The organism is Microbacterium sp. BLY (assembly GCF_017939615.1).
In the GTDB taxonomy this organism is placed as follows: domain Bacteria; phylum Actinomycetota; class Actinomycetes; order Actinomycetales; family Microbacteriaceae; genus Microbacterium.
In genome coordinates this window covers 2,682,766-2,708,225 of sequence record NZ_JAGKSR010000001.1, presented here as the reverse complement: position 1 = coordinate 2,708,225, position 25,460 = coordinate 2,682,766, and the positions used below count along the sequence as shown (strand labels likewise).

The following is a 25,460-nucleotide window of genomic DNA, read 5'->3' as shown; positions in this document are numbered from 1 at the left end:
TAGTGCCCGGAGTCTATGACGCAACTCGAAGAATACTGTGCGCCGGCTGAACGCAGTCAGCCTTCCAGATCGTCCACTCCCGGCAGCCAGCTCGCCCCCGGACGACCCCACCCGCGCTTGCGCGCGATCTTCTGCGTGGTCTTCCAGTCGGAGTCCGACAGGCGGTCGATGTAGAGCACGCCGTCGAGGTGGTCGAACTCGTGCTGCATGATCCGCGCACGCCAGCCGTCGACCTCGATGTTCACGGGAGCGCCCTCGAGATCCGTGGCCGTCACGCGCACCCGATCCGCGCGTCGCAGCGGGAAGCGCTCCCCGGGGAACGACAGGCACCCCTCCGACTCCAGCTCCGGGTCGGGGGCACCGGGCTCGGTGGGCGTCATCCACAGTTCGGGATTGATGAGCACGCCGCGCCAGGGCCGGTCGTCGTCGTCCACGTACGAGTACGTGTAGATGCGCAGCGGTACGCCCACCTGCGGAGCGGCGAGACCGACGCCGGGGGCGGCGTCCATGGTCTCGAACATGTCGGCGACGAGGGTGCGCACCTCGTCCGTGATCGCCTCGACGGGGGAGGCGGGGGAGTGCAGGACGGGATCGCCCATGATGCGAATCGGAAGGACAGCCACGTCACAACCCTAGTCGGCGCCACTCTGCGGGTAGGGTCGTACTGTGAGCGCAGGGGTGTGGATGGGGACGGTCGAGGACGTCGGCGACCAGTTGGTCGGAGCGTTCCAGAACCCCGGGCTGCTCCTGGGGATCCCGCTGGCCCTCGCCGGTGCGGTGTTCATGTCCCTCGGGGCGCAGTACCAGCACCGCGGCGTCGAGAAGGTCGAGCGCCTGAGCGGCGCCGACGGCACCGCAGGCCTCAGCTTCGATCAGCTCAAGCGCCTGCTCACGCGTCCGTCCTGGATCCTCGGGACGCTGATGCTCGGGCTGGCCGTGATCTGTCAGCTCGCCGCGCTCGTCAAGGCGCCCCTCATCGTCGTGCAGCCGCTCGGTGCCATCGCGCTCGTCATCACCACCCTCCTCAACGCCCGGATCTCCGGCCATTCGCCGACGAAGCAGTCGATGACCGCCATCGTGGCGTGCGTCGGCGGCATCTTCCTCTTCGTGTTCTTCGCGGCGATCTATGCCACGGAGAAGGAGGTCACCGACCGGGAGCTGTTCGTCATCCTCGCGCTCCTGCTCGTCGTGATCATCGTGCTGGGAGCCAGCTGGCTGATCCTCCGTCACCGCATGCGTGCGCTGTTCTACATCATCGCCGCCGGCATCCTCTACGGCTTCGTCGCCACCCTCGCCAAAGTCATCATCAAGCGCATCGAGGCGGGGCAGTTCGAGTGGATCACCGCGATCTGCCTGCTCGCGCTGCTGTCGGCCTTCGCGGTCGGGGCCTACTTCGTCCAGACGGCCTACAGCTCCGGACCGCCCGACCTCGTGATCGCGGGTCTCACCGTCGTCGACCCGATGGTGGCCGTGCTCATCGGCATGCTCGTGCTGGGGGAGGCCGAAGCCGCGCCGTGGTGGGTCTTCATCATCTTCGCGATCGCGGGCGGGATCGCCGTGTGGGGCGTCGTCGGCCTCGCGCGCTACCACCCGCAGGTCCTCAGCGAGAGCCAGGACCTCGGCATCACGCGCGGGAGCGACCCGGCCCCGCCGTCGGCTCCGCGCCCGACGTCTCCGGCCGAGCAGCCGGACGCGCGGGAGCCGCGCGACCCCGACGCTCAGTAAGCCTGATCGATGAGGTCGGGGGAGACCTCGGCCGCCGCCGCCTCGTCCACGAAGAAGACGGTGCGCTTGCGCCCCTTCGCCCCCGCGGCGGGGACGCTCGTGTAGCTCGCGCCGGCGAGGGCGAGGCCCAGCGCCGAGGCCTTGTCGGCACCGGTGAGGACGAGCCAGACGCGCTTGGAGGCGTTGAGCACGGGACGAGTGAGCGTCACGCGCTCGGGCGGCGGCTTGGGGGAGTCCCGGACGGGGAGGGCCGCGGAGTCGGTCACCGTGACCTCCTCGCGGTCGGGGAACAGCGACGCGATGTGGCCGTCGGGTCCGACGCCGAGGAAGCAGACCGCGAAGGATGGCCACGGGTGCTCGTCGGTGCCGAAGCGGGCCAGCTCCGCGGCATAGGCCGCTGCGGCCTCGTCGAGGCTGAGTCCGCTGTCGGACGCGGCGACCTCGTGCAGGTTCTCCGCGGGGACCGCGATGTGGTCGAGGAGCGCCTGTCGGGACTGGAGGGCATTGCGGTCTCCGTCGTGCTGCGGCACATAGCGCTCGTCACCCCACCAGAAGTGGACGAGGGACCAATCGATCTCCGCGGCGCGCGGATTCTGACGCACGGCGCTCAACACGGCACCACCCATCGACCCGCCCGTCAACGCGATGTGAGCGAGACGGCCGTTGCGCGTGCGCGCCCGGACGCGGGTGAGGAAGCGATCGGCGACCCGGAGGGCGAGAGCAGTCGGGGTGGCTTCGACCACGACCCGCTTCTCTGCGGACGATCCCGGCATCGACGTCACTCTCCTGTCTCGGGCGGGCCGAGCTTCTCCCAGCCCTCCGTGATCACTCGACCGTACAGGACGTCGGGGTCGAGCCGGCGCAGCTCCTCCGCGAGGCACTCGCGCAGCGTGCGCCGCGGCAGGTGGAGATCGTGGTCGGGCTGGTTCGGCTGGGTGAGGACGGCCACGCCGGGCGAGGGGCGCTCGAGCAGGATGTCACCGGACTCGCGGGTCAGACGCACCGACTTGATGCCCTCCTGCCAGTGCTCCGGGTCTTCGTACGACCAGCGGACGGGGACGTCCAACGCCATCTGCAGCCACGCGGCGAGCAGCGCGGTCGAGGGCGAGGCGCTGGCGCCGCGCACCTCCACGGCGGTGATGGTCTCGTACGGAGGCTGGTCGAGGACGGCCGCGAGCTGCTCGCGCCAGTGGGTGAGCCGCGTCCACGCGAGATCGGTGTCGCCCGGGGCGTGCGTGCGGCCGAGGAGCGCGAGCCGGTCGCGCACGTCGGGGGACGTGGCGGCGTCGGTGATCCGGCGCTGGGCGATGCGGCCGAGCGGCGAGGTCGCCGGGGAGGTCGGGGCCTCGTCGGGCCACCATGCCACGACCGGGGCGTCGGGCAGGAGGAGGCCGGTGAGCAGGCTCTCCTCGTTGCTCGCGGCATCACCGTGGGCGTGCAGCACGACGACCTCGCTCGCGCCGGCGTCGCCGCCCACGCGGATCTGCGCGTCGAGGCGGGATTCGCCGTCGCCGGTGGTCAACACGATCACCCGCATGGGGTGCTCGCGGGAGGCATCGTTCGCGGCGTCGATCGCCGCCTCCGCGACGCCCTTGCGCGCGGAGATGACGAGCGTGAGGACGCGACCGAGGGCGACGGCGCCGCCCTCCTCGCGCACCTTGACGAGCTGCTTCGCGACCTGGCTGACGGTCGTGTCGGGAAGGTCGATGATCACGGGCGTCTCCAGACTCGTCCGTCGCGGGCCAGCAGGTCGTCGGCCGAAGCCGGTCCCCACGAGCCGGGCGCGTACTGCTCCACCGGACCGCCCTGGGCGGCCCAGTACTTCTCCACCGGGTCGAGGATCTTCCAGGAGAGCTCGACCTCTTCATGCCGGGGGAAGAGCGGCGGGTCGCCCAGCAGGACGTCCAGGATCAGCCGCTCGTACGCCTCCGGGCTCGCCTCGGTGAACGCGTGGCCGTAGCCGAAGTCCATCGTGACGTCGCGGACGTTGGTCCCGTTGCCCGGGACTTTGGATCCGAACCGGATCGTGACGCCCTCGTCGGGCTGCACGCGGATGACGAGCGCGTTCTGGCCGAGCTCCGAGGCGTTGCCACGACCGAACAGGTGCTGCGGTGCGCGGTTGAAGACCACAGCGATCTCGGTCACGCGGCGTCCGAGGCGCTTGCCCGTCCGCAGGTAGAAGGGCACGCCCGCCCAGCGGCGGGTGTCGATCTCGAGCTTGATGGCCGCGTAGGTCTCGGTCGTCGACTCGGGGTTCATCCCCTCCTCGTCGAGGAAGCCGGTCACCTTCTCGCCGCCCTGCCAGCCGCCCGCGTACTGCCCGCGCGCGGTGGCGAGCGACAGGTCGTCCGGCACGTGCACGGCGGCCAGTACCTTCTCCTTCTCGGCGCGCAGGTGCTCGGCGGAGAGGCTGATCGGCTCCTCCATCGCGGTGAGCGCGAGCAGCTGGAGCAGGTGGTTCTGGATGACGTCGCGTGCGGCGCCGATCCCGTCGTAGTACCCGGCGCGACCGCCCACCCCGATGTCCTCGGCCATGGTGATCTGCACGTGGTCGACGTAGTTCCGGTTCCAGATCGGCTCGTACAGCTCGTTCGCGAAGCGCAGCGCGAGGATGTTCTGCACCGTCTCCTTGCCGAGGTAGTGGTCGATGCGGAAGATCGAGTCGGCGGGGAACGCCACCTCGAGGGCCGCGTTCAGCGCGCGTGCCGACTCGAGGTCGTGTCCGAACGGCTTCTCGATGACGACGCGCCGCCAGCGCTCATCGTCGTCCGCATCCTCACCCACGAGGCCCGAGTCCTTGAGCTGCTTCGCGACGAGCGGGAAGTCCTTCGGCGGGATCGACAGGTAGTAGGCGTGGTTGCCCATCGTGCCGCGTTCCACATCGAGCTTCTCGACGGTCTCCCGCAGCTTCCGGAACGAGTCCGGGTTGTCGAACTCCCCGGAGACGAACCGGATGCCCTGCAGCAGCTGCGTCCAGGTCTCCTCGCGGAACGGCGTGCGCGCGTGCTGCTTGACGGCGTCGTAGACGACCTGCGCGAAGTCCTGGTCCTCCCAGTCGCGCCGGGCGAACCCGACCAGCGCGAAGCCCGGGGGGAGGAGCCCGCGGTTGGCGAGATCGTAGACCGCGGGCATCAGCTTCTTGCGGGACAGATCACCGGTCACGCCGAAGATCACGAGGGCGCTGGGCCCCGCGATCCTGTTGAGACGGCGATCATCGGGGTCGCGCAGCGGGTTGTGTCCGCGCGAGATGGGTACAGACATCGGTGGAGGCTCTCCTGCGGTTACTTCTGTGCGGCTTCGAAGAGGGCGAGCACGTCGTCCGAGGACTCGGTGATCGTCAGCGAGACGACCGGCCGTCCGTGGTCCGCGAGCACGCCCGCGTCGCCGGCGGCCTGCGCCTGGATGAGCTGCCCGAACGTGAAGGGGCGGTCGGGGATCTCCAGATCGACGTCCGTCCGCTCCAGGATCTGCAGGAACACGCCCTGGGCGGGGCCGCCCTTGTGGTACTGCCCCGTGGAGTGCAGGAAGCGCGGTCCCCAGCCGAACGTCGTCGGGCGCCCGGAGTCGGCGGCGACGAGCTCGCGCAGGCCCTGGAGCTGCGGCACCTCGAGCCGGTTGACGTACGCCTGGATCGACACGTAGCCGTCGGCGGGGAGCTGTGCCCACAGGGCGTCCAGCACGCCTTCGACGGTTCCCGACGCGGCGAGGGCGGGGTCGGAGACCCGCACCTCGACGCCGTTCTCGACGAACGCCGGAGCGGTGGGCTCGGGGCGGGCGTCGAGGAGACCGCGGGCGGCGACCTTGGCCGACTCGACGTCGGGCTGGTCGAACGGGTTGATGCCGAGGAGGTGCCCGGCGATCGCGGTCGCGTACTCCCAGACGATGAACTGCGCGCCCAGGGTGCCGCTGACGAGGATCTCGCCCTCGTACCGCTCGTGCAGGTGGAACTCGTTGGCGTCGTCGACGAGGCGCACGATCTGGAGGTCGGCGGGGACCGGGTCCAGCTCGGGGGAGACGGGGAGCAGCACGACCGGGAGGATGCCGGTGCCCTCCTTGCCCGTCGACTCGGCGATGAGCTGCTCGATCCAGTCCGGCAGCCCCTTGATGTGGGTGCCGTCGGTGATCAGGCCGAGCTTGTCGCGCCGGGGGCTGGTGGCGGCGATCGCGGCGCCGAGACGGAGCGCGGGGTTGTCGGCCGAATCCACGGCCACCTCGAGCATCGAGGCCTCCGCCTCGTCGAGGAGCTCGGCGATGTCGACGCCGGCGAGTCCCGACGGCACGAGACCGAAGGCCGTCAGCGCGGAGTACCGGCCGCCCACGTTCGGGTCGGCGTTGAAGACCCGGTAGCCGGCCTCACGGGCGGAGGCGTCGAGGGGCGAACCCGGGTCGGTGACGACGACGATCCGCTCCGTCGGGTCGATGCCGAGGTCGCGGAATGCGGCCTCGAACGTCCGCCGCTGCGAGTCCGTCTCGACCGTCGAGCCCGACTTCGACGACACGACGAGCACGGTGTCGGCCAGGCCCTCGTCGAGAGCGGCGAGCACCTGACCCGGTGCCGTGGAGTCGAGGATCGTGAGCGGGACGCCGGAGGTCTGCGCGATGACCTCGGGAGCGAGCGAGGAGCCGCCCATGCCGGCGAGGACGACACGGGTGACGCCCTTCGCGGCGAGCTCCTCGCGCAGAGCGATGATCTCGGCGACGAGCGGCCGGGAGACCGACACGGCCTCCACCCAGCCGAGGCGCACCGTGGCCTCGGCCTCGGCGGCCGGACCCCAGAGCGTGGCGTCGCCGCTCGTGATGCGGGAGGCCACGAGGTCGTGCACGAGGGCCGGCACCGTCTCCTCGATGGCGACGCGTGCGGCGCCGGAGGCGTGGATGGCGAAGGTCATCGCTGTGCCTCCAGCGCCTCGGCGACCTGGGTGAGCAGGTCGTGCCAGGAGTCGATGAACTTCGCGACGCCCTCCTCCTCGAGCACCTGGGTGACGGCGTCGAAGTCGACGCCCACCTCGGCGAGCCCGGCGAAGACCTCGCGAGCCTCCTCGTAGCCGCCGGTGATGGTGTCGCCGGTGACGACGGCGTGGTCGAACGTCGCCTCGAGCGTCTTCTCCGGCATCGTGTTCACGACGCCGTCCGCCACGAGCTCGGTCACGTAGAGGGTGTCCGGCAGCGCCGGGTCCTTCACGCCCGTCGACGCCCACAGCGGACGCTGGACGTTGGCGCCGGCGGCGAGGAGGTCCTGCGCGCGCTTCTCGGCGAACGTCTTCTCGAACAGCTCGTAGGCGAGGCGGGCGTTCGCGAGGCCGGCCTTGCTCTTCAGCGCGGTGGCGGCGTCCGTGCCGATGGCGGTCAGGCGCTTGTCGGTCTCGGTGTCGACGCGCGAGACGAAGAACGACGCCACGGAGTGGATCGTGGACAGATCGATGCCCGCCTCCTTCGCGCGCTCGAGTCCCGTGAGGTACGCCTCGATGACCTCGGCGTAGCGCTCCAGGCTGAAGATGAGGGTGACGTTGACGCTGATGCCGTTCGCGATGGCCTCGGCGATGGCGGGGAGTCCGGCCTTGGTCGCCGGGATCTTCACGAGGAGGTTGGGCCGGTCGATCTGCGCCCACAGCTCCTTGGCCTGCGCCACGGTGCCGTCGGTGTCGTGCGCGAGATCGGGGGAGACCTCGATCGACACGCGGCCGTCGACGTGACCGGACTCCTCCCACACCGGGCGGAAGACGTCGAGTGCGGCACGGACGTCCTGGGTCGTCGCGGCGAACACGGCGTCCTCGGCAGAGGCGCCGGACGCGGCGAGCTCGGAGACCTGCGCGTCGTACGACGTGTCGTTCTTGTCGGTGATCGCGTTGGCGAAGATGGTCGGGTTCGTGGTGACGCCCACGACGTTGCGCGACGCGATCAGCTCGGCGAGGTTGCCGGAGGAGATGCGGGTGCGCGAGAGGTCGTCGAGCCAGATGCTGACGCCGGCGGCGGCGAGCTGGGCGGTGGGGGTGCTCATGCGTTCTCCTTGATGGTCTCGCGGGCGGCCGCGACGACGGCCTCGGTGGTGATGCCGAACTTCTCGAAGAGGGTCTTGTAGTCGGCGGAGGCGCCGAAGTGGTCGATGCCGACCGAGCGACCGCGGTCGCCGACGATGCCGCGCCAGGTGAGCACGGAACCGGCCTCGACCGAGACACGGGCGGTGACGGACGACGGCAGCACGCTCTCGCGGTACGCCTCGTCCTGCTCCGCGAACCACTCCAGCGAGGGGGCCGAGACGACACGGACGTTCACGCCCTCGCCAGCGAGCGTCTCGCGCGCGTTCACGGCGAGCTGCACCTCGGAGCCGGTGGCCACGATGATGACGTCGGGGGTGCCGTTGGGCGCCTCGGCCAGCACGTACGCGCCCTTGGCCGCCTGGGTCGCGGAGGCGAACGTGTCGCCCGAGGCCTCACCCTCGCCGCGCGGGAACACCGGGATGTTCTGACGGGTGAGGGCGATACCGGCCGGACCCTCGTGACGACGCAGGATCTCCAGCCAGACCGCGGCGGTCTCGTTCGCGTCCGCGGGGCGGACCACGGCCAGGTTCGGGATCGCGCGCAGGGTGGCGAGCTGCTCGATCGGCTGGTGCGTCGGGCCGTCCTCGCCGAGGGCGACGGAGTCGTGCGTCCAGACGAAGACGCTCGGCACGTTCATCAGCGCCGCCAAGCGCACGGCCGGACGCATGTAGTCGCTGAAGATGAGGAACGTGCCGCCGAAGGCGCGGGTCGGGCCGTGCAGGACGATGCCGTTGACGATCGCGCCCATGGCGTGCTCGCGGATGCCGAAGTGCAGCACCCGGCCGTAGGGGGATCCCGACCACTCGTGGGTCGACCACTCCGCCGGGATGAACGACGGGGCGTCCTTGATCGTGGTGAGGTTCGACTCGGCGAGGTCGGCCGACCCGCCCCAGAGCTCGGGAAGCTGCGCGGCCAGCGCGTTGATGACCTGGCCGGAGGCAGCGCGGGTCGAGACGTCCTTGCCGGCCTCGAAGACCGGGAGGGCGTCGGCGATGTCGGCGGGGAGCTCGTGCGCCTCGACGCGGTCGAGGAGGGCCTTGCGCTCGGGGTTCGCGGCGGCCCAGGCGTCGAACGATTCCTGCCAGGCGGCGCGCGCCTCGGCGGCGCGCTCCGCCAGCCCGCGGGTGCGGGCCAGCACGTCGTCCGCGACGACGAAGCTCTGCTCGGGGTCGAACCCGAGGACCTTCTTGGTGGCCGCCAGCTCGTCGGCGCCGAGGGCCGAGCCGTGGATCTTGCCGGTGTTCTGCTTGCCGGGTGCCGGCCAGCCGATGATGGTCTTGAGGATGATGAGGGAAGGCTTGTCGGACTCGCCCTTCGCGGCCTCGATCGCGGCGTGCAGCTCGGCGACGTCCTCGACGTACTCGCCGGTCTTCTTCCAGTCCACCGTCTGCACGTGCCAGCCGTACGCCTCGTAGCGGGCGGCCACATCCTCGGTGAAGGCGACGTTCGTGTCGTCCTCGATCGAGATCTGGTTGGAGTCGTAGATCGCGATGAGGTTGCCGAGCTGCTGGTGTCCTGCGAGCGAGGAGGCCTCGCTGGTGACACCCTCCTGCAGGTCGCCGTCACCCGCGATCACGTAGACGAAGTGGTCGAACGGGCTGGTGCCCGCGGCGGCGTCCGGGTCGAACAGGCCGCGCTCGTACCGGGCGGCGTAGGCGAAGCCCACCGCGGAGGCGAGGCCCTGGCCGAGCGGGCCCGTGGTGATCTCCACGCCCTTGGTGTGGCCGTACTCGGGGTGGCCGGGGGTCTTCGAACCCCAGGTGCGGAGCGCCTTGAGGTCGTCGAGTTCGAGGCCGAACCCGCCGAGGTAGAGCTGCACGTACTGCGTCAGCGAGGAGTGGCCGACGGACAGGATGAAACGGTCGCGGCCCAGCCAATCGGTGTCCGTCGGGTCATGCCGCAGCACGCGCTGGTAGAGGAGGTACGCGGCGGGAGCCAGGCTCATCGCCGTGCCGGGATGACCGTTGCCGACCTTCTCGACCGCATCGGCCGCCAGGATCCGGGCGGTGTCCACCGCACGTCGATCGATCTCGTCCCACTGCAATTCCGACACGTTCATGCCCTTTCCGACAGTTTCGAGGGCGCCCGTATTCCCTGGCGCATCCGCAACTTCCCTGGCGCATCCCGCATCGTCGCGAAGACGGACGGGTGTGTGCGCAGCACCGGGCGCGCGAGTGGTCTCAGCATAGCGGGGACGGTCCGGCAGGCAGGGGGTCGGCGGGCGCGGATGACGTCACGGCGTGTCATACACTGGAGAGGTTGTCCGGTAACGCGCGCGGAGGAGGCGATCGAGATCTCGACGATGTCTGATCAGACCGTACGGAAGTCGTCCATCGGTCGCACGGTGAGCGCTTACGTCACTCTGACGAAGCCCCGAGTCCTCGAACTCCTCCTCGTCTCGACCGTTCCGGTCATGTTCCTCGCCCAGGGCGGCCTCCCGGACCTCTGGCTGGTCCTGGCGACCGTCATCGGCGGGTCGCTGAGCGCCGGCTCCGCCGGTGCGTTCAACATGTACCTCGACCGCGACATCGACGCGCACATGCATCGCACCGAGAACCGGCCGCTCGTGACCGGCGAGGTGAGCCCGCGCGGTGCCCTGATCTTCTCGTGGACGCTCGCGATCGTCTCGACCGTGTGGCTCTGGTTCACCACGAACTGGCTCACCGCGCTCCTCTCGGCATCCGCGATCTTCTTCTACGTCGTGATCTACACGATGATCCTCAAGCGCCGCACGGAGCAGAACATCATCTGGGGTGGCATCGCCGGCTGCTTCCCGGTGCTCATCGGCTGGTCGGCCGTCACCGAGTCCCTCGACTGGCCCGCCTTCGTGCTCTTCCTGCTCGTGTTCCTGTGGACGCCGCCGCACTACTGGCCGCTGTCCATGAAGTACAAGGACGACTACGACGACGTCGACGTGCCGATGCTCGGGGTCACCCGCAACGCCTCGCAGGTCGGCCTCCAAGTGATCCTGTACGCGTGGGCCACGGTCGCCTGCTCGCTCCTGCTGGTGCCGATCGCCGGCATGGGTCTCGTCTACACCGTCTCCGCCCTCGTCTTCGGCGGCTGGTTCATCTACGAGTCGCACCGCCTGTACAACCAGGCGGTGCGGGGGACCGAGGCGCGGCCGATGCGGGTCTTCCACGCCTCGATCACCTACCTGACGCTGCTTTTCGTCGCCGTGGCGATCGACCCGCTGCTGCCCTTCTGATCCTCGTCGCCCTGCGCGTCGGCGGACGCCGGCTCCGTCTCCATCTGCGGCTCGGTGTCGGTGGCCGGGAGAGAGGGCTCCTCGCGCGGGACTGAGACCGTCTCGACCGCCTCGTCCTGGACGATCGGCTCCTCGCGCTCGACGATCGGCGCAGCGGCGATGGGGGAGGCGACCAGCGTGCGCGCGGCGACGAGGCCGAGCGACAGGAGCAGGCCCACCAGACCCGCGCCGAGGACGACCGCGCCGACGACGACGAGCGACTGACCGACGTACACCTCGACACCGGTGGCGGTGCCGTCCATCAGGGTCGTGGTCATCGTGCCGACCTGTCCGGCGATCATCCAGCCGCCGACCCCGACCGCGGCGAGGGAGACGACGATGAGGAGCCAGAACCCGGCGCTGCGGGTGAGTGTCTTGTTCATGTCGACCACGATGGCCGACGCGGTGATGAGCGCCCGGTGCGCGGGCTATGGATCGTCTGTGCGGCCTCAGGCGGGGACGGCGACGTCCGCAGTGCGCTTCAGGTGCAGCACGACGACCGTGTAGGTCGCAGCGGAGAGCGACGCGAGAACCATGTGGATACCCACCAGGACCGGCGGCAGTCCCTCCCTGGCCTGCCACACGCCGACAACCACCTGCACGATGATCGCGACGACGAGGACGAGCAGCCAGCGACGCGGCTCCAGGCGGAGCACCCAGGCGGACACCGTCAGGAAGAGCACGAGCGCGGCGAGGATGTAGCCCGGCCAGGAGTGCACGTGCGCGAGCACCGTGGCATCGAAGCCGCGGCGCAGCACATCGGCGTCGCCCGAGTGCGGACCCGATCCGGTCGTCAGCACGCCGAACAGGATGGTCACGGCCAGGGCGAGGCCGGTGACGTGTGTCACGATCGCGAACCAGACGGGGACGGCCCGCTCGCGCGGTCCTTCCGGAGTCGCCAGCCGCACGAGGAACGCGGCGGTGATGCAGACGAGCAGCAGCGACGACGTGTAGTGGAACCCGACGATGAACGGGTTCAGGCCGGTGAGCACGGTGATGCCGCCGACGAGAGCCTGCGCCACGACGCCGATCAGCACGAGCCAGGCGAGGAGGACGAGATCCCGTCGGGCGGGCGTCGTGCGCACGGAGTGGACCGCGGCGGCGATCACCGCGACCAGGAGCACGGCGGAGGCGACGGGGAACGCCGGGAAGTCGGTGAGCGAGACCAGGGCGAAGGCGACGGCCGCGCCGGCGAGACCGCCGACCGCGAACCACAGGGCGCTGATGAGGGCGCGGCGCCCGCTGATGGTGTGCAGGACCAGCAGGACGACGGCGATCGCGATGATCCCGACGACGCCGGTCATCAGCCGGTTGCCGAACTCGATCATGCCGTGGATGCCCTGCACTTCGACGATTGGGACGAGCGACTCGGGCGTGCACAGCGGCCACTCGGTGCAGCCGAGGCCGGAGCCGGTCAGCCGCACGGCACCGCCGGTGCCGATGATGATCGTCTCGCTGAGGAACGACAGCCACGCGAAGACGGTGAGCGCGCGGCCCCACACCGCGGAGCGGGGGGAGGCGGTCGCCCTGGTCGTCGAGGGGGCGGGGATGGTCGTCTCGGGCATAAGTCCTCCGGCCCGTCGAAGACGTGGCGCACGGCCCGTCCGTCAGGCGGAACCTGTAGAATCGGATTGTTGCGATGAGCGCTGACCGCGCTGAAGCATCGTCAACAGTTTAGGCGCGATGGAAGCGCCCGTGATGAGGGCCCCACCAACGGCACCCGCTCCCGCAGACTCGACGGGGATCAGGTGTGTCGGGGCGGATGACACCGTTTGGGACCTGTGAGGAGAGTGTTGCATGTCGGATGTGCTGATCGACCGCCCGGAGCTCGATGGTCTGGGGGTGTACGAATTCGGCTGGCACGATGAGGATGCTGCGGGTGCCGTCGCCAAACGCGGCATCTCCGAAGAGGTCGTCCGCGGCATCTCGGCCCTCAAGAACGAGCCGGAATGGATGCTGAAGACCCGCCTCAAGGGCTATCAGCTCTTCGGCCGCAAGCCGATGCCGACATGGGGCGCCGACCTCAGCGACATCGACTTCGACAACATCAAGTACTTCGTCCGCTCCACTGAGAAGCAGGCGCAGAGCTGGGAGGACCTCCCCGAGGAGATCCGGGAGACGTACGAGCGCCTCGGCATCCCCGAGGCCGAGCGTCAGCGTCTCGTGGCCGGCGTCGCCGCCCAGTACGAGTCCGAGGTCGTCTACCACCAGATCCGCGAGGACCTGGAGCAGCAGGGCGTCATCTTCATGGACACCGACACGGCGCTGCGCGAGCACCCCGAGTTCTTCGAGGAGTACTTCGGCACGGTCATCCCGGCCGGCGACAACAAATTCGCCGCACTGAACACCGCCGTGTGGTCGGGCGGCTCGTTCGTGTACGTCCCCAAGGGCGTCCACGTCGAGATCCCGCTGCAGGCCTACTTCCGCATCAACACCGAGAACATGGGCCAGTTCGAGCGGACCCTGATCATCGCCGACGAGGACAGCTACGTCCACTACATCGAGGGCTGCACGGCTCCGATCTACAAGTCGGACTCCCTGCACTCGGCGGTCGTCGAGATCATCGTGAAGAAGAATGCCCGCGTGCGCTACACGACGATCCAGAACTGGTCGAACAACGTCTACAACCTGGTCACCAAGCGTGCCGTGGCGCACGAGGGCGCGACCATGGAGTGGGTCGACGGCAACATCGGCTCCAAGGTGACGATGAAGTACCCGTCCATCTACCTGATGGGCGAGCACGCCAAGGGCGAGACTCTCTCCGTCGCCTTCGCGGGCCCCGGTCAGCACCAGGACGCCGGCGCGAAGATGATCCACATGGCGCCGTACACGCAGTCGTCGATCGTCTCGAAGTCGATCGCCCGCGGCGGCGGCCGCGCCGGCTACCGCGGTGAGGTGCGGGTGGACGCGAACGCGCACCACTCCGCCAACACGGTGCGCTGCGACGCGCTGCTCGTGGACACGAAGTCGCGCTCCGACACCTACCCGGCGATCGACATCCGGGTGGACGACGTCCAGCTCGGCCACGAGGCCACGGTCTCCAAGGTCAGCGAGGAGCAGCTCTTCTATCTCCAGTCCCGCGGCATGCCCGAGGACGAGGCGATGGCGATGATCGTGCGCGGCTTCATCGAGCCGATCGCGCGAGAGCTGCCCATGGAGTACGCGATGGAACTGAACAAGCTCATCGAGATGGGCATGGAAGGATCGGTCGGCTAAATGGCGGCCTCGACGACAGCGCCCAGCGAGGCGCAGCACACGAACGCGCACATCGACCCGGCCGCCCAGGTGGCGGATGCCGGATTCGTCCCGGTGCAGACCCGCTCCGAGCGGCCGCACTCGTTCGACCCGGATGACTTCGGTACGCCGACCGGCCGCGAGGTGAACTGGAAGCACACGCCGGTGGCCGCGCTCACGCCGCTGTTCCGCACCGCGGAGGGCGACGAGGGCGTGCGGTACTCCTTCCCGTCCGGCGAGCAGTACGTCGCCGCGCCGCTCGCGATCGGCACCGCACCGCGCGGCGAGGTCTTCCTCGCGGAGGACATCACCGCCGCCGTCGCCTGGCAGGGGGCCTCCGAGGCCCTGCACATCCGCATCCCGCGGGAGGAGGAGGTCGCCGCACCGATCTTCCTGTCCCTCACGGGTACCGGTGCCGACCACCGGGCCGACGCCCACATCGTGATCGAGGCCCTCGAGCACAGCGCCGCCACGGTGGTGCTGCAGCACAAGGGCTCGGCGCAGTACGCCCAGAACGTCGAGATCATCGTCCGCGACGGGGCGAAGCTCACCGTCGTCTCCGTCCAGCAGTGGGACGACGACGCGGTGCACGCGGCCGCGCACCAGGCGCGGGTCGCGGCGGATGCCACGCTCAAGCACTTCGTGGTGAGCTTCGGTGGCGGCGTCGTCCGGGTGAATCCCAGCGTCGAGCTCGCGGGCGCGGGCTCCGAGGGCTACCTCTACGGGCTCTCCTACGCCGACTCCGGTCAGCACCTGGAGAGCCAGGTCTACCTGCACCACAAGGGCCCGCACACGACCGGCGACGTGCTCTACAAGGGCGCGCTGCAGGGCGAGAGCGCCCACAGCGTCTGGATCGGCGACGTGCTGATCGGGGCCGACGCCACCGGCACCGACTCGTACGAGGCCAACCGCAACCTGGTGCTCACCGAGGGCGCGCGCGCCGACTCGATCCCGAACCTGGAGATCGAGACGGGCGACATCGTCGGCGCGGGGCACGCGAGTGCCACCGGCCGTTTCGACGACGAGCAGCTCTTCTACCTCCAGGCCCGCGGCATCCCGGAGGACGAAGCCCGCCGGCTGGTGGTCCTCGGGTTCCTCACCGACATCGTGCTGCGCCTCGGCATCCCCGACCTGGAGTCGGAGCTGCTGGCCGCGATCGAGGCCGAGCTCGCCGAGGTGGACGCGTGACCGCGCAGCGCGTCTGCGGCGTCTCCGACCTGGAGCAGGACACGCCGCTGCGCGTCGAGCCCGACGGTGTGCCGATCACGGTCATCAAGGACGGCGAAGGTGTCATCCACGCCATCGGCGACACCTGCACCCACGGCGACATCTCGCTGTCCGAGGGCTTCGTGGAAGGCGACACGGTGGAGTGCTGGGCTCATGGCTCGGCGTTCTCCCTGATCACCGGAAAGCCCCAGAATCTCCCCGCATATGAGCCCGTCCCGGTCTACGTCGTCGAGATCGACGGCGACGACGTGCTCATCGATCCCGCTGTGACGAAGGAAGTCTGAAGAATGTCTGTTCTCGAGATCCGCGACCTGCATGTGACGGTCGAGACCGAGGCGGGGACCACCCCGATCCTCAACGGAATCACCCTCACCATGAACACCGGTGAGACCCACGCCATCATGGGCCCCAACGGCTCCGGCAAGTCCACGCTGGCGTACACGATCGCCGGCCACCCGAAGTACACGGTCACCTCCGGCTCCATCACCTTCGACGGTGAGGACGTCCTGGCGATGAGCGTGGACGAGCGCGCCCGCGCCGGCCTGTTCCTCGCCATGCAGTACCCGGTCGAGATCCCCGGCGTCACGGTGACGAACTTCCTGCGCACCGCGAAGACCGCTCTCGACGGCGAGGCGCCGTCGATCCGGCAGTGGACCAAGGACGTCAAGGAGTCCATGGCGAACCTGCGCATGGACCCGAAGTTCGCACAGCGCAACGTCAACGAGGGCTTCTCGGGCGGCGAGAAGAAGCGCCACGAGATCCTCCAGCTCGAGGTGCTCAAGCCGAAGTTCGCGGTGCTGGACGAGACCGACTCCGGCCTCGACGTGGACGCGCTGAAGATCGTCTCCGAAGGCGTCAACCGTGCGAAGGAGTCCACCGGCCTCGGTGTGCTGCTCATCACGCACTACACCCGCATCCTCCGCTACATCCGCCCCGACTACGTCCACGTCGTCGTCGCCGGCAAGATCGTCGAGGAGGGCGGTCCCGAGCTCGCCGACCGTCTGGAGAACGAGGGCTACGACCGGTTCCTCGACCCCTCCGCCCCCATCGAGGCGTAGGCTGATCGCATGACAGCGACCCTGACGGACGAGAAGTACGACGCGGTCACCGAGGCCCTCAAGGACGTGATGGATCCCGAGCTCGGGATCAACGTCGTCGACCTCGGACTCATCTACGACCTCGCCTGGGATGACGAGAACGACGCTCTCGTCATCCACATGACGCTGACCAGCGCGGGCTGCCCGCTCACGGACGTCCTCGAGGACCAGACGGCGCAGGCCCTGGACAACGTCGTGGACCGTTTCCGCATCAACTGGGTGTGGATGCCGCCGTGGGGACCCGAGCGGATCACGGATGACGGGCGCGACATGATGCGCGCGCTCGGCTTCGCGATCTGATCGCTCCGGTCTCCGGACCACCAGACGAAGCGGGCGTGCCGAGCACGCCCGCTTCGACGTCTCCGCATCGCTGCGGGGAGAGAACCTCGGGAGGACGTAATGCTGTCGGTGAAGGCCCTGCCGCTGTCGGAGCTGCGCGAGCGCACCAGCGAGAAGTGGCGGGAGTATCCCGCCGACGTGCTGCCGCTTTTCGTGGCGGAGACCGACTTCCCGCTCGCTCCTGCCATCACCGCGGCGCTGCAGCGGGCGCTCGACCTCGGTGACACCGGGTACATCGCCTCCCGGACGCCGCTCGCGGAGTCGTACGCCGGATTCGCGGAGCGTCGCTTCGGCTGGCGTCCCGACCCGGCGCGGATGCGCAGCACGGCGGACGTGAGCATGGGCATCGTCGAGATCCTCCGCCGCGTCACGCAGCCGGGGGAGCGCGTCGTCGTCACGCCGCCGGTCTACCCGCCCTTCTACGACCTCGTCGCCGAGGCTGGTGCCGAGGTGCAGCGCGTGCCGCTGCGCGACACGGGCACCCGGTGGGAGCTGGACCTCGACGGCATCCGCGCGGCGTTCGAGGAGGGCGCGACGGCGATGCTCCTCTGCAACCCGCACAACCCCACGGGGACGGTGCACGACAGACAGAGGCTGACCGCATTGGCGGAGCTGGCCGAGGAGTTCGGTGCGACCGTCGTCTCGGACGAGATCCACGCTCCTCTCGCCCAGCCCGGAGCGGGGTTCACGCCCTTCCTCGCCGCCGGCGACGCGGCGGCCCGGGTGGGATACGCCGTGGTCAGCGCGAGCAAGGCGTTCAACCTGGCCGGACTGAAGTGCGCGCTCATGGTCACCGCGACGGAGGAGACGACGGCGGTCGTGCGAGACCTCCCGGTCGAGGTCGAGTGGCGGACGGGGCAGTTCGGGCTGCTCGCGGCCGTCGCGGCGTTCTCGGAGGAGAGCGATGCGTGGCTGGACGGGCTCCTGCGCACCCTCGACGAGAACCGCGTCCTGCTGGAGGATCTGCTGGCCCGGCACCTGCCGGCGTCCCGCTACCGCCTCCCGGACGCGGGGTACCTGGCCTGGATCGATCTGTCCGCCCTGGGCTGGGGAGACAACCCGGCTCGCCGGATCCTCCGCGAGGCGAAGGTGGCCCTGCACTTCGGTCCGGCTTTCGGGGAGGAGGGCGCCGGATACGTGCGCCTGAACTTCGGCACGAGCCCCGAGATCCTCACCGAGGCCATCGAGCGGATCGCCGCGCTCGACGAGCGATGACGGCGCCGAAGCCGGCCGCCACGATCTGGGACCGCCACCGGGTCTGGGTGACCTTGGGGGCCGTCGCCCTCATCTTCCTCGCCGCGATCGAGGCCCTCGCGGTCACCACGGTGATGCCGATCGTGAGTGACGCCCTCGACGGCGAAGCGCTGTACGCGGTCGCCTTCGCCGGCACGCTGGCGACCAGCGTCATCGGCATGGTCGCGACCGGTGCATGGTCGGATGCCCGCGGACCGCGGGGTGCCCTGTACGTGGCGGTGAGCCTCTTCATCCTCGGTCTGCTGATCTCCGGGTTCGCCACGACGATGCCGCAGTTCCTCGTCGGCCGACTCGTGCAGGGACTCGGCACGGGCGGCCAGACCGTCGCGCTCTACGTGGTGGTCGCCCGCCTGTATCCGCCCGAGTTGCACGGACGCGTGTTCGCGGCCTTCGCCGCCGCCTGGGTGGTGCCCTCCATGATCGGGCCGTTCCTGGCCGGCGCCGTGGCTGAGTACCTCGACTGGCGCTGGGCGTTCCTGGGCGTCGCCGTGCTGACCGCCTTGGCGTTCGTGATGATCGCCATCCGGCTGCGTGGAGTGGACCTCGGGCACGGCGAACCGCAGGATCGCCGTGCCCTGGTCGTCCGGCTGCTCCTCGCGGTCGTCGTGGCCGTGCTCGCGGTGGTGATCGGTCTCTCCGCCGACCTCGAACCCCGCATCGGCTGGCCCGTGGCGGTCGGCGCTCTGCTCGCGATCGGCGTGGCCGTCCTTCCGCTGCTCCCGCGGAGGACCCTGCGGGCGGGGCCCGGGTTGCCGAGCGTCGTGCTCATGCGGGGTGTCGCGGCGGGTGCCTTCTTCGCCTCCGAGGCCTACATCCCGTACCTGCTGATGCGGAAGTACGAGTTCACCGCGACGTGGGCCGGAATCGCCCTGATGATGGCCGCGTTCGCGTGGGCCGGGGCGTCCGCTCTCCAGGGCCGGTACGGCGAGAGACTCGGCAACCACCGGATCACGGTCATCAGCCTCGGCGGGCTCCTCGTGGCGCTGCTCTGCGTGCTCTCCGCCGCGCTCTTCGAAATCACCCCGCTGATCGTCGTGGTCGGCTGGGCGTTCGCCGGCGGCGGCATGGGGCTGCTGTATCCCCGCCTCACGGTGCTCACCCTCGCCTACTCGGACGAGACGAACCAGGGCTTCAACTCCTCGGCGCTGTCGATCTCCGATGCGACCGGGTCGGCGGTCGCGATCGCCCTGGCCGGACTCGCGGTGGCGTCGCTCGGCGGTGGGGCGGACGCGTTCAGCGCGGTGTTCGCCGTCGGGATCGGGCTCGTGCTGCTGGCGGCGGTGCCCGGTCTCAGGCTGGGCCACGCCGCGGAGTCGCCGGTGCGCTGAGATCGCCGGCGAGAGCGATCACGCCCAGGTCGAACACCCGGTCGAGGCCGGCGGTGACGTCGGCGTCCGCGGAGGGGGGTAGCGCGCCGTGGCTGTCGGCATGCATCCTCTGCTGGACGAGTGTCGCGTGGCCGAGCACGAAGTGCAGGATCGCCGCCCCGCGGTCCTCGGCGTCGGTGGCGCCCTCGGCGCGCAGAGCGGCGGTGAGTGCGTCCTGTGCCTGCGCGGAGCCCAGCTGGAGGGCGTAGGTGCTGAGTACCAGCTCGGCACCGTCCCGGTAGGCGAAGAGCGCGTCGCGCAGCGCGCGGGCGGTGGCCAGGACCCCGCGGTCGCCGGAGGGCACGACGGCGGTGATCCGGTCGGCGAGGTCGGCGAGCAGCTCCTGCTTGTTGGCGACGTGCCAGTAGAGCGCGCTCGGCTGCACGTCGAGCCGCGCAGCGATGCGCCGCATGGAGAGATCGGCGAGGCCGACCTCGTCGAGGAGGACGAGCGCGGCCCGCGAGACGCTCTCCCGGTCGTGCCGGGCCGGAGTCGTCTCTGGGGTCATGTCCCCACTATAGTGAACGGCGTTCAGGTGAACGGTGTTCAGGAGTGGATGTGCGACGATGGCTACCGGCGGCGACCGCAGGGGCGACCCCGCGGCCGGCGGAATCGAGGACCCTGCGTCTGGAGACCGTCCAGGTCGCCGTCGACGACCGCGTCCTGCTGGAGGACGTGTCCCTGGACCTCGACGCCCGGCGCATCGCCGTGATCGGCGCGAACGGCTCGGGGAAGTCGACCTTCGCCCGCCTCCTGAACGGGCTGATGACGCCGACCTCCGGCACTGTGACCGTCCACGGCCTCGACGTCGCCCGGGATCGTGCCCAGGTGCGGCGTCGCGTCGGATTCGTCTTCACCGACCCGGATGCCCAGATCCTCCTGCCCACCCCCGCCGAAGACCTCGCGCTGTCGCTCCGCGGGCGACCGCGGGACGAGGTCGCGGTGCTCGTCCGGGAGACGCTGGAGCGGCACGGGCTGGGCGCGCATGCCGATGTCCCGGCGACCGGGCTCTCGGGAGGGCAGAAGCAGATGCTCGCTCTCGCCGGAGTCCTCCTCGCGGAACCCGCCCTCATCGTCGCGGACGAGCCGACCACCCTCCTCGACCTGCGCAACGCCCGCCGGATCGGCGACCTGCTGCTCGCGCAGGAGGCGCAGGTGCTGATCGTCACCCACGATCTCGAACTCGCCGCACGCTGCGACGTCGCGATCCTGTTCGACGGGGGGCGCGTCGTCGGGCAGGGGGAGCCGCGGCGCGTCGTCGCCCGGTACCGGGAGATGTGCGCATGATTCCGGCACCGCGATCCGGCACCGGCCTCCTGTACCGTGTGCCGGCGGGTGCGAAGCTCGCCGGCCTGGCCATCGCTGCTCTCGCGCTCACGCTGGTCCCGCACGGGCCCGTCAGCATCGCCGTGTCGCTCGTGGTCGTGCTGGGCCTCTATCCCCTCGGCGGCGTGCCCCTCGTCACCGCCGGCGTCGAGTTGTGGCGGGTGCGCGCGGTGCTCGTTGTCCTCGCGATCGCGCTCGGGATCTTCGTGTCGCCCGCTGCGGCGTGGGTGAGCACGGGGCGGGTGGCGGCGCTGCTGCTCCTCGCCGCTCTCCTCACGCGGACGACGGCCATGTCGGAACTGTTGGCCGTGCTGAAGCGCCTGCTGCGGCCGCTTCGTCGGCTCGGCGTGGACACGGACGCCGTCTCGTTCGCGGTCTCGCTCACGCTCACCATGGTGCCGATCGTCGAGGGCTTCGCGCACCGGATCCGCGAGGCCGAGCGGGCGCGCGGCGTGCGGCTGGGGGTGCGGGCGGCGGTCCCGCTGCTCGTCACGACGCTCCGGCATGCGGATCGCGTCGGCGACGCCCTCGCTGCCCGCGGCATCGGCTGAGCCTCAGGCCGGGAGAGGCCGCAGCGGGGAGCGTCCGGCGAGGCGCAGTGCGGCGACCAGCAGGAGGACGGCGATGGCGGCGGTGGAGACGGTCGTCCCGAGGACGAGCAGCAGCACGACCCCGCCGAGACCCGACAGGGTACCGAGCGCGAGACGGCGGCGCGACGTCGTCGCCTCGGGGGAGGGCCGGTTCTCGAACCGGTCGACGCGGACGGCGACGAGGGCGGTGAGAGCCACGGCCGTCAGCAGCCACAACGGCCGCACCGCCCACCATTCGGCGCTGTCCACGGGAGGCAGCGAGAGGCCGCTGAGGAGCGCGACGGCGGCGGTCGTCCCGGCCATGCCCAGCAGCACCGGCATGTGCCAGAGGTAGATCGTCATCGTCCGGCGGGTGACGAACGCGGTGAAGGCGGCGACCGGCGCACGCCGGCTGAGTCGCCCGATGCGCTCCCGGTGCAGGGAGAACAGCATCGTGTGGACGAGTCCGACCAGCAGCAGGGCGCCCGTGGGCGGATTGATGTTGGCGATCAGGTCGGGGGAGTAGACGCCGAGCAGGAACAGGCCGACAAGGAGCCCGAGAGCGCCGCCGCCGATCGCGACGCGGAGTCGGCGGTGCAGGGCGTCGACGCGACCGTCCGCGAGGAAGAACCCGAGCTGCTGCATGGTCAGCCAGACGAACGCGAGGTTCAGGAAGCCCACCGCGTCGATGCCGCTGGTCGCCCGCAGCACGTCGACCGCCACGGCGCAGGTGGCGAGGATGCCGATGGTGCGCAGCGGGGCGCGTTCGTGCAGCGCGACGAAAGCGGGAAGGAGCGCCTGGCACAGCAGGAACACCCCGAGGAACCACAGCGGCTGTCCGTACCGGAATCCGGCGATCGCGATGAGTTCCGGCGCCACACCGAGGACGGTGAGGACGGCGAGGGCGACGCCGACGGCGGCGACGGTGAGGAGCGCGGGGCGCAGCAGTCGGTGCAGGCGCCCGGCCACGAAGACGCGAGCGCTGCCGCCGCGGGTCCGGAGGCGACGGTAGGCGAGGAGCCCGGAGAACCCTCCGATGACGAAGAAGAGCGGCATCACCTGGAGCAGCCAGCTCAGCGGCGCGATCCAGCCCGTGCCGTCGCTCGCGTTCGCGAACACCGGAGCCCCGTCGGTGATGGTGACCCCGACCATGATGGCGTGGAGCAGGACGACCCCGAGCACGCAGAGTGCCCGCACGAGGTCGATCCCGGTGTCGCGGTGAGCGGCGGGGGCGGAAGCGGGGGCGGGGGTGCTGAGGCGCGGAGCCGCGGCGATGACCATGAGTCCTCCTGGGAACGGTGTCCTCGGAGGCTATGGACGCGGTGGACGGCCGGACATCACCCTGCGGTGCTGTGTCGACCCCTACGGAGGGGTGACTCAGGGGGAGGGCTCGACCAGTCCGGTGTCGTAGGCGAGGATGACCGCGTGCACGCGATCGCGGAGACCGAGCTTGGCGAGCACCTTGCCGACGTGCGTCTTGACCGTCTGCTCGGCGATGAAGAGGTCGGCGGCGATCTCGGTGTTCGACCGGCCCTTGCCGATCAGGACGAGCACCTCGCGCTCCCGATCCGTGAGCTCGGCGAGCACGGATGCCGACCGAGCGGTCGGCGGACGGCGACCGGCGAACTGCTCGATCATGCGCCGAGTGACGCTGGGCGCCAGCAGTGCATCGCCGCCCGCGACCACGCGCACGGCGTGCACGAGTTCCTCCGGCAGTGCGTCCTTGAGGAGGAACCCGCTCGCGCCCGCCGCCAGTGCGTCGTAGACGTAGTCGTCGATGTCGAACGTCGTGAGCATGAGGATGCGGGGCACGTGCGCGGCGGGATACGCCGGGCCGAGGATGCGGCGCGTCGCCTCGATGCCGTCGAGCTCCGGCATCCGGACGTCCATGAGGATGACGTCGGGGTCGAGACGCGCGGACAGCGCGACGGCCTGCGTCCCGTCGGCCGCCTGCCCCACGACACGGATCCCGTCGTGGGCGTCCAGCAGGGCGGCGAAACCGGCGCGGACCATCGCCTGGTCGTCGGCGATGAGCACGCTGATCATCACGGGGTCTCCTTGTCTTCCGCGGAGGCGGAGGGGGCGAGCACGGGAGTGGGCGCGGAGAGCGGCAGCGTCGCGTCGACCGACCAGCCGCCGTCCTCCGAGGGGCCGGCCGCGAGACTGCCGCCGAGCAGCTCGGCGCGCTCGCGCATGCCGCGCAGGCCGTAACCGCCGGCGTGCGCCTCCGCCGGACGCGGGGGAGCGGCGTTCCACACCCGGATGAGCAGGTTCACGGCGTCGGCGCGGAGTCGCACGGAGACGCGCGCACCGGGGGCGTGCCGGACGGCGTTGCTCAGCGCCTCCTGCACGATGCGGAAAGCGGCGATCTGCACGCCGGGGCCCGCTGCAGCCGCGGTCTCGAGCCCTTCGAGCACGAGTCCCACCTCCACGCCGGCGCGGCGGACGGTGTCGACGAGGGCGGGAACATCGTCCACTCCCTGTTGCGGGGCCAGTTCGGCCTGCTGGTCCTCGGTGCGGAGCACGCCCAGCATCCGACGCATCTCGGTGAGGGACGACCGCGCCGTCGCCGCGATGTCGTCGAACTCGGCAGCCGCGGCGTCATCGAGGCCGACGATCCGATACCGTGCGGTCGAGGCCTGCACCTGGATCACGGACATGCTGTGCGCCACGACATCGTGCAGTTCACGGGCGATCCGCGTGCGCTCCTCCACGAGTGCGCGGCGGGACTCCTCCAGCGCGCTGTGCTCCTTCTCCCGCGTCAGCTCGGCGGCGACCCGCACACGACCGGCGACGAGGATGGCGATGAGGAACATCGCCGTCGCGACCGAGGCCGTCACGATGAGGTCGGCGGTGGCGCTGCCCGCGCTCACGGGCGTCGCCACCATGTCGGGACGGAGCAGCGGGGCGGTCAGCGAGGTGAGCGCACCGATCACGAGGGCGAGCGCGCCGAGTCGGGCGCCGTGGACGAACGACATCACCCCCACGAAGAGCACGAAGGTCAGCAGCGCCGGCACGGACCAGGGCCACGGCGATTCGATCGCGCGCTCCGGCTCGACGAGCAGCGGCAGTGAGAAGGCGCCGGCGGTGAACACGACGATGGCCGAGCGCGGGCGGGACAGGGCGAGCAGGGGCGCGGCACAGAGGGCGGCGCCGAGCAGGAAGGTGAGGGGCAACGGGGTTCCGGTCAGCACCGTCTGCAGGGGGACGACGAGTGCGTACAGCACGACGACCGCCGCGATCAGCGCCACGAGGGCGCCGGTGCGACGGCTGATCCGGGGCGGGCGCGGTGTGCGCTCTCGGCGGCGTGCCATGCGTCTCATCCTGCCAGGTGGGGGACGGGCGCACGGCGGCGGCGCAGCGCGGCGATCCGATCGATCACCACGCCGACGACGAGTGCCACGAGGATGCCGAGCCCCGCGCTGAGCAGAGGCTGGTCGCGGAGCCACGCACCGGCGAGCAGTCCGATCGCGAGGCTGAACACGCTCCAGCTCACCCCGGCGATGAGGCTCAGCGGAAGGAAGCGACGCCAGGCGAACCCGAGCGCGCCCGCGGACATGTTGACCGCGACGCGTCCGATCGGGATGTACCGGGCGCCGAGGATCAGGGTGGCGCTGCGGCGGTCCAGGGCGCGCTGGGCGAAGTCGAAGGCCGCGGCCACGCGGGGACGTCGCATCCACGCGTACCTGGTGGTGACGAGGCGGCGCCCGATGAGGAAGGCGACGTTGTCGCCGATCGCCGCCCCGACGGCGGCCACCGCCCCGAGGAGCAGGATGTTCCCGTCGCCGGTGGACGCGGCGACGGCCGCTGCGGCGACGAGCACCGTCTCGCTGGGGACCGGCGGGAAGAACCCGTCGATCACGGTGACGGCGAACAGCACCGCATAGAGCCACGGGGAGGCGATCGCCTGGAGGATGAGGTCGTTGAGGATGTCCACTCGAGCACCGTAGGCAGCGGGTGTCGGGTGGGGCATCACTCCCGGGTATCGCGGCCGTCACCCTGCAGAGGGATCTTGGCGACCGTCGGGCCCGCCACAG

At 70.5% G+C, this 25,460-nt stretch carries 25 protein-coding genes; 11 read left to right on the top strand and 14 right to left on the bottom strand.

Annotation, left to right across the window (positions count from 1 at the left end; all coding sequences use genetic code 11):
* Window positions 1-56 precede the first annotated feature (56 nt).
* Window positions 57-623 carry a peptide deformylase gene (def, locus tag KAF39_RS13260; protein WP_210677665.1) on the bottom strand — a complete coding sequence of 189 codons (567 nt, stop codon included), beginning with the start codon at window positions 621-623 and terminating at the stop codon, window positions 57-59.
* A gap of 61 nt (window positions 624-684) precedes the next feature.
* Between def and KAF39_RS13255 the strand changes: the two genes are divergently transcribed.
* Window positions 685-1,725: a DMT family transporter gene (locus KAF39_RS13255; protein WP_246878730.1), complete on the top strand. Its 1,041-nt coding sequence runs from the start codon at window positions 685-687 to the stop codon at window positions 1,723-1,725.
* Here KAF39_RS13255 and pgl read toward each other — a convergent pair.
* From pgl to tkt, 6 genes are read right to left on the bottom strand one after another with little or no spacing between them, the layout of a single operon-like run.
* Entirely contained in the window at window positions 1,719-2,498 is a 780-nt protein-coding gene (gene pgl / locus KAF39_RS13250; RefSeq protein WP_210677664.1) for a 6-phosphogluconolactonase, read from the bottom strand. The two genes, KAF39_RS13255 and pgl, sit on opposite strands and share 7 nt — an antisense overlap.
* 5 nt (window positions 2,499-2,503) lie before the next feature.
* Window positions 2,504-3,439, bottom strand: coding sequence for a glucose-6-phosphate dehydrogenase assembly protein OpcA (locus KAF39_RS13245; RefSeq protein WP_210677663.1), 936 nt, complete (start codon window positions 3,437-3,439; stop codon window positions 2,504-2,506).
* Window positions 3,436-4,986: a glucose-6-phosphate dehydrogenase gene (gene zwf, locus KAF39_RS13240; RefSeq protein WP_210677662.1), complete on the bottom strand. Its 1,551-nt coding sequence runs from the start codon at window positions 4,984-4,986 to the stop codon at window positions 3,436-3,438. Before zwf ends, KAF39_RS13245 begins: the two co-directional genes overlap by 4 nt.
* Before the next feature lie 20 nt (window positions 4,987-5,006).
* A complete protein-coding gene (locus tag KAF39_RS13235; protein WP_210677661.1) occupies window positions 5,007-6,614 on the bottom strand; it encodes a glucose-6-phosphate isomerase in 1,608 nt (535 codons plus the stop codon).
* Window positions 6,611-7,723, bottom strand: a complete 1,113-nt coding sequence (tal, locus tag KAF39_RS13230) for a transaldolase (protein ID WP_210677660.1) — start codon at window positions 7,721-7,723, stop codon at window positions 6,611-6,613. The genes KAF39_RS13235 and tal overlap by 4 nt, the downstream gene beginning before the upstream one ends.
* Window positions 7,720-9,816, bottom strand: coding sequence for a transketolase (gene tkt, locus KAF39_RS13225; RefSeq protein WP_210678068.1), 2,097 nt, complete (start codon window positions 9,814-9,816; stop codon window positions 7,720-7,722). Before tkt ends, tal begins: the two co-directional genes overlap by 4 nt.
* Window positions 9,817-10,065: 249 nt before the next feature.
* Here tkt and KAF39_RS13220 point away from each other — a divergent pair, with 249 nt between their 5' ends.
* Window positions 10,066-10,971 carry a heme o synthase gene (locus KAF39_RS13220; protein WP_210677659.1) on the top strand — a complete coding sequence of 302 codons (906 nt, stop codon included), beginning with the start codon at window positions 10,066-10,068 and terminating at the stop codon, window positions 10,969-10,971.
* Here KAF39_RS13220 and KAF39_RS16060 read toward each other — a convergent pair.
* Both KAF39_RS16060 and KAF39_RS13210 read right to left on the bottom strand, forming a co-directional pair.
* Window positions 10,917-11,393 (bottom strand): hypothetical protein, encoded by a 477-nt coding sequence (locus KAF39_RS16060; protein WP_246878308.1) that lies wholly within the window; start codon window positions 11,391-11,393, stop codon window positions 10,917-10,919. The two genes, KAF39_RS13220 and KAF39_RS16060, sit on opposite strands and share 55 nt — an antisense overlap.
* 66 nt (window positions 11,394-11,459) lie before the next feature.
* Entirely contained in the window at window positions 11,460-12,575 is a 1,116-nt protein-coding gene (locus KAF39_RS13210; protein ID WP_210677658.1) for a heme A synthase, read from the bottom strand.
* Between the two features lie 232 nt (window positions 12,576-12,807).
* On the opposite strand from KAF39_RS13210, the gene sufB reads away from it, so the two are divergent.
* The 7 genes from sufB to KAF39_RS13175 all read left to right on the top strand — a co-directional run bounded on the left by sufB (window position 12,808) and on the right by KAF39_RS13175 (window position 19,489).
* Window positions 12,808-14,226, top strand: coding sequence for a Fe-S cluster assembly protein SufB (gene sufB / locus KAF39_RS13205; RefSeq protein WP_210677657.1), 1,419 nt, complete (start codon window positions 12,808-12,810; stop codon window positions 14,224-14,226).
* Window positions 14,227-15,432: a Fe-S cluster assembly protein SufD gene (gene sufD, locus KAF39_RS13200; protein ID WP_210677656.1), complete on the top strand. Its 1,206-nt coding sequence runs from the start codon at window positions 14,227-14,229 to the stop codon at window positions 15,430-15,432. It begins immediately after the preceding gene.
* Window positions 15,429-15,755 carry a non-heme iron oxygenase ferredoxin subunit gene (locus tag KAF39_RS13195; RefSeq protein ID WP_210677655.1) on the top strand — a complete coding sequence of 109 codons (327 nt, stop codon included), beginning with the start codon at window positions 15,429-15,431 and terminating at the stop codon, window positions 15,753-15,755. Before sufD ends, KAF39_RS13195 begins: the two co-directional genes overlap by 4 nt.
* A 3-nt stretch (window positions 15,756-15,758) precedes the next feature.
* Window positions 15,759-16,529 carry a Fe-S cluster assembly ATPase SufC gene (gene sufC / locus KAF39_RS13190; RefSeq protein WP_025103648.1) on the top strand — a complete coding sequence of 257 codons (771 nt, stop codon included), beginning with the start codon at window positions 15,759-15,761 and terminating at the stop codon, window positions 16,527-16,529.
* A 9-nt stretch (window positions 16,530-16,538) separates the two neighbouring features.
* Window positions 16,539-16,868 (top strand): metal-sulfur cluster assembly factor, encoded by a 330-nt coding sequence (locus KAF39_RS13185; protein WP_017202280.1) that lies wholly within the window; start codon window positions 16,539-16,541, stop codon window positions 16,866-16,868.
* A 99-nt stretch (window positions 16,869-16,967) separates the two neighbouring features.
* Window positions 16,968-18,122, top strand: a complete 1,155-nt coding sequence (locus tag KAF39_RS13180; RefSeq protein ID WP_210677654.1) for a MalY/PatB family protein — start codon at window positions 16,968-16,970, stop codon at window positions 18,120-18,122.
* A complete protein-coding gene (locus KAF39_RS13175) occupies window positions 18,119-19,489 on the top strand; it encodes an MFS transporter (protein WP_210677653.1) in 1,371 nt (456 codons plus the stop codon). Before KAF39_RS13180 ends, KAF39_RS13175 begins: the two co-directional genes overlap by 4 nt.
* Here the strand turns inward: KAF39_RS13175 and KAF39_RS13170 are convergent.
* Window positions 19,452-20,036, bottom strand: coding sequence for a TetR family transcriptional regulator (locus KAF39_RS13170; RefSeq protein WP_210677652.1), 585 nt, complete (start codon window positions 20,034-20,036; stop codon window positions 19,452-19,454). The two genes, KAF39_RS13175 and KAF39_RS13170, sit on opposite strands and share 38 nt — an antisense overlap.
* Window positions 20,037-20,086: 50 nt before the next feature.
* On the opposite strand from KAF39_RS13170, the gene KAF39_RS13165 reads away from it, so the two are divergent.
* The gene (locus KAF39_RS13165) at window positions 20,087-20,815 is read left to right on the top strand and encodes an ABC transporter ATP-binding protein (protein ID WP_307805215.1); all 729 of its coding nucleotides are present in this window, start codon (window positions 20,087-20,089) and stop codon (window positions 20,813-20,815) included.
* The gene (locus tag KAF39_RS13160; protein WP_210677651.1) at window positions 20,812-21,405 is read left to right on the top strand and encodes a CbiQ family ECF transporter T component; all 594 of its coding nucleotides are present in this window, start codon (window positions 20,812-20,814) and stop codon (window positions 21,403-21,405) included. The genes KAF39_RS13165 and KAF39_RS13160 overlap by 4 nt, the downstream gene beginning before the upstream one ends.
* 3 nt (window positions 21,406-21,408) lie before the next feature.
* Here the strand turns inward: KAF39_RS13160 and KAF39_RS13155 are convergent, their stop codons facing one another.
* The 4 genes from KAF39_RS13155 to KAF39_RS13140 all read right to left on the bottom strand — a co-directional run bounded on the left by KAF39_RS13155 (window position 21,409) and on the right by KAF39_RS13140 (window position 25,360).
* Window positions 21,409-22,704, bottom strand: coding sequence for an acyltransferase (locus KAF39_RS13155; RefSeq protein WP_210677650.1), 1,296 nt, complete (start codon window positions 22,702-22,704; stop codon window positions 21,409-21,411).
* A 96-nt stretch (window positions 22,705-22,800) separates the two neighbouring features.
* Window positions 22,801-23,472, bottom strand: coding sequence for a response regulator transcription factor (locus KAF39_RS13150; protein ID WP_210677649.1), 672 nt, complete (start codon window positions 23,470-23,472; stop codon window positions 22,801-22,803).
* On the bottom strand, window positions 23,469-24,737 hold the full coding sequence (locus KAF39_RS13145; protein ID WP_210677648.1) for a sensor histidine kinase: 1,269 nt from the start codon (window positions 24,735-24,737) through the stop codon (window positions 23,469-23,471). Before KAF39_RS13145 ends, KAF39_RS13150 begins: the two co-directional genes overlap by 4 nt.
* Before the next feature lie 5 nt (window positions 24,738-24,742).
* On the bottom strand, window positions 24,743-25,360 hold the full coding sequence (locus KAF39_RS13140) for a DedA family protein (protein ID WP_210677647.1): 618 nt from the start codon (window positions 25,358-25,360) through the stop codon (window positions 24,743-24,745).
* Window positions 25,361-25,460 lie beyond the last annotated feature (100 nt).

Coding starts and splice junctions, on each gene's coding strand:
- KAF39_RS13255 (WP_246878730.1), top strand. CDS start 685: ATGGGGACGGTCGAGGACGTCGGCGACCAGTTGGTCGGAGCGTTCCAG.
- pgl (WP_210677664.1), bottom strand. CDS start 2,498: ATGCCGGGATCGTCCGCAGAGAAGCGGGTCGTGGTCGAAGCCACCCCG.
- zwf (WP_210677662.1), bottom strand. CDS start 4,986: ATGTCTGTACCCATCTCGCGCGGACACAACCCGCTGCGCGACCCCGAT.
- KAF39_RS13235 (WP_210677661.1), bottom strand. CDS start 6,614: ATGACCTTCGCCATCCACGCCTCCGGCGCCGCACGCGTCGCCATCGAG.
- tal (WP_210677660.1), bottom strand. CDS start 7,723: ATGAGCACCCCCACCGCCCAGCTCGCCGCCGCCGGCGTCAGCATCTGG.
- KAF39_RS13220 (WP_210677659.1), top strand. CDS start 10,066: ATGTCTGATCAGACCGTACGGAAGTCGTCCATCGGTCGCACGGTGAGC.
- KAF39_RS16060 (WP_246878308.1), bottom strand. CDS start 11,393: ATGAACAAGACACTCACCCGCAGCGCCGGGTTCTGGCTCCTCATCGTC.
- KAF39_RS13210 (WP_210677658.1), bottom strand. CDS start 12,575: ATGCCCGAGACGACCATCCCCGCCCCCTCGACGACCAGGGCGACCGCC.
- sufB (WP_210677657.1), top strand. CDS start 12,808: ATGTCGGATGTGCTGATCGACCGCCCGGAGCTCGATGGTCTGGGGGTG.
- sufD (WP_210677656.1), top strand. CDS start 14,227: ATGGCGGCCTCGACGACAGCGCCCAGCGAGGCGCAGCACACGAACGCG.
- sufC (WP_025103648.1), top strand. CDS start 15,759: ATGTCTGTTCTCGAGATCCGCGACCTGCATGTGACGGTCGAGACCGAG.
- KAF39_RS13185 (WP_017202280.1), top strand. CDS start 16,539: ATGACAGCGACCCTGACGGACGAGAAGTACGACGCGGTCACCGAGGCC.
- KAF39_RS13180 (WP_210677654.1), top strand. CDS start 16,968: ATGCTGTCGGTGAAGGCCCTGCCGCTGTCGGAGCTGCGCGAGCGCACC.
- KAF39_RS13175 (WP_210677653.1), top strand. CDS start 18,119: ATGACGGCGCCGAAGCCGGCCGCCACGATCTGGGACCGCCACCGGGTC.
- KAF39_RS13170 (WP_210677652.1), bottom strand. CDS start 20,036: ATGACCCCAGAGACGACTCCGGCCCGGCACGACCGGGAGAGCGTCTCG.
- KAF39_RS13160 (WP_210677651.1), top strand. CDS start 20,812: ATGATTCCGGCACCGCGATCCGGCACCGGCCTCCTGTACCGTGTGCCG.
- KAF39_RS13155 (WP_210677650.1), bottom strand. CDS start 22,704: ATGGTCATCGCCGCGGCTCCGCGCCTCAGCACCCCCGCCCCCGCTTCC.
- KAF39_RS13145 (WP_210677648.1), bottom strand. CDS start 24,737: ATGGCACGCCGCCGAGAGCGCACACCGCGCCCGCCCCGGATCAGCCGT.